We start from the raw sequence: 1,692 nt of genomic DNA on the forward strand, positions 1-1,692 counted from the left end.
ATTTGCCAGGATTGCCGCATAGAGGGCACGAAGAAAAGGTCGGTTGTCAGGATGTATCCAGATGATTCTGCCACTGAAACCTTCAGGGATAAGACGATTGCCAACTGCCAGCCCTTTAAGGGCAGCATTCAGCGCCTTACGCGGGGCATTCTGCTCCAGAAATACGTATGCCAAGTGAGCGTGTACATCAATAAAGTCATTCTCCTGTCGGGCAAGGCGCCTGAGTTTGTTGATGTAACTTGTTTCGCTGATTTCATCCGCATCGTATGCATCAATCAGTTCTTCAAACTCATCCAGCAACGAGCCAAACCAGGTTTCCGAAAATATGAAACAGCCCTGGTTATCGTTCACTTCAAAGCGTAATTTGCCAGTCATATTCTGAACCTGTAAAAAAGGATGGACCATAATCTGCAGGCTATAAAAATTGTGATGCCTGGCATCGGTGTCCTTTTATTGTCCGGGATTAACGTTGCCCATGATAATACAGTGAATTCTGTTCTGTGGTAAGACGTTGAGTTATTGAATGAGAACCTCAGCCTGGCTGATGGTTCCGCCGGCATAAAAAAGAAATTGATTGAGGCGGGTGCTCTTCCCCTTAAGAGGAAGAGCATGTGTGTAAATGGCGTTCAGTCACCTTTTCAGTGGATTGTTAACTTTTGCATATTCAAACGGACTGATACACTCCTCCCTGTTTGCATCCAGAAAATCTGCCCACCATTGCAGCATAAGCCGACGTTCTTCCAGATGTTCTGCTTTATGAATATACGCGGCACGTACTCCGTTGCGCTCCTGATGACTCATCTGACGTTCAACCGCATCTCTTGACCATAAGCCGGATTCAATCAATGCACTGCACGCCATCGCCCGGAATCCATGGCCACAGACTTCCTTGGTTGTGTCATACCCCATCACTCTGAGGGCCTTATTTACGGTATTTTCACTGATTGGTTTACGCGGGTCATGTGCTCCCGTAAAGATCAGACCATTTTCACCAGCCCATGTCTGAAGTTCTGTCAGTATGGCTACAGCCTGTTTGCTGAGTGGCACAAGATGTGGTGTTCGCATCTTGGAGCCCCGGTGTGAGAATTTTACCCCTGGCAGAGGTTTGCGTTCGGCTGGAATAGTCCACATGGCATTGTCAATATCAATTTCAGACCAGCGGGCGTATCTGAGTTCACTGGAACGAATAAAAACCAGTAAATTCAGCATAACGGCAAGCCGGGTGACAGGCTGACCTTTATAACTGTTAATACGCGACAGAAGTTCAGGCAGACGTGAAAGATCAAGAGCGGGGCGATGCTGGCGTTTTACCGTAGTCAATGCGCCAGCCATATCCAGAGCAGGATTATATCTGATGATGCCAGACTGTACGGCATAACGCATTACGGCAGATATTCTTTGCTGCAGACGACTGGCGATTTCATAAATTTGTTTAGCTTCTGCAGCACGAACAGGGATAAGCAGATCCGGGGTATTGAGTGTTGTGATATCCCGGTTGCCGATAAAGGGGAAAACGTGTGTTTCGAGGCTTTTGAGTACTTTATCGCTGTGTGATTGTGCCCATTGTTTATTACTGGCATGCCAGCGTCGTGCAATATGTTCAAAAGAGAGCTGTAAATCAGGGACTACTTTTTTAGCTCTTTTCTGTTCGCAAGGGTCAATCCCCTCCGAAATCAGTTTTCGGGCCTCATC

Annotated in this window: 1 protein-coding gene and 1 pseudogene; both read right to left on the minus strand. The window is 47.0% G+C overall.

Annotated elements, in window-relative coordinates:
• Positions 1-375: pseudogene (locus ACJHX4_RS26655) on the minus strand (tetratricopeptide repeat protein); the annotation flags it as partial.
• Between the two features lie 255 nt (positions 376-630).
• Positions 631-1,692, minus strand: a 1,062-nt coding sequence (locus tag ACJHX4_RS26660) for a tyrosine-type recombinase/integrase (protein ID WP_410239923.1), incomplete at its 5' end; no start/stop codon positions are given.

This window comes from Escherichia sp. WS2035 (assembly GCF_046487065.1).
Lineage (GTDB): Bacteria > Pseudomonadota > Gammaproteobacteria > Enterobacterales > Enterobacteriaceae > Escherichia > Escherichia coli.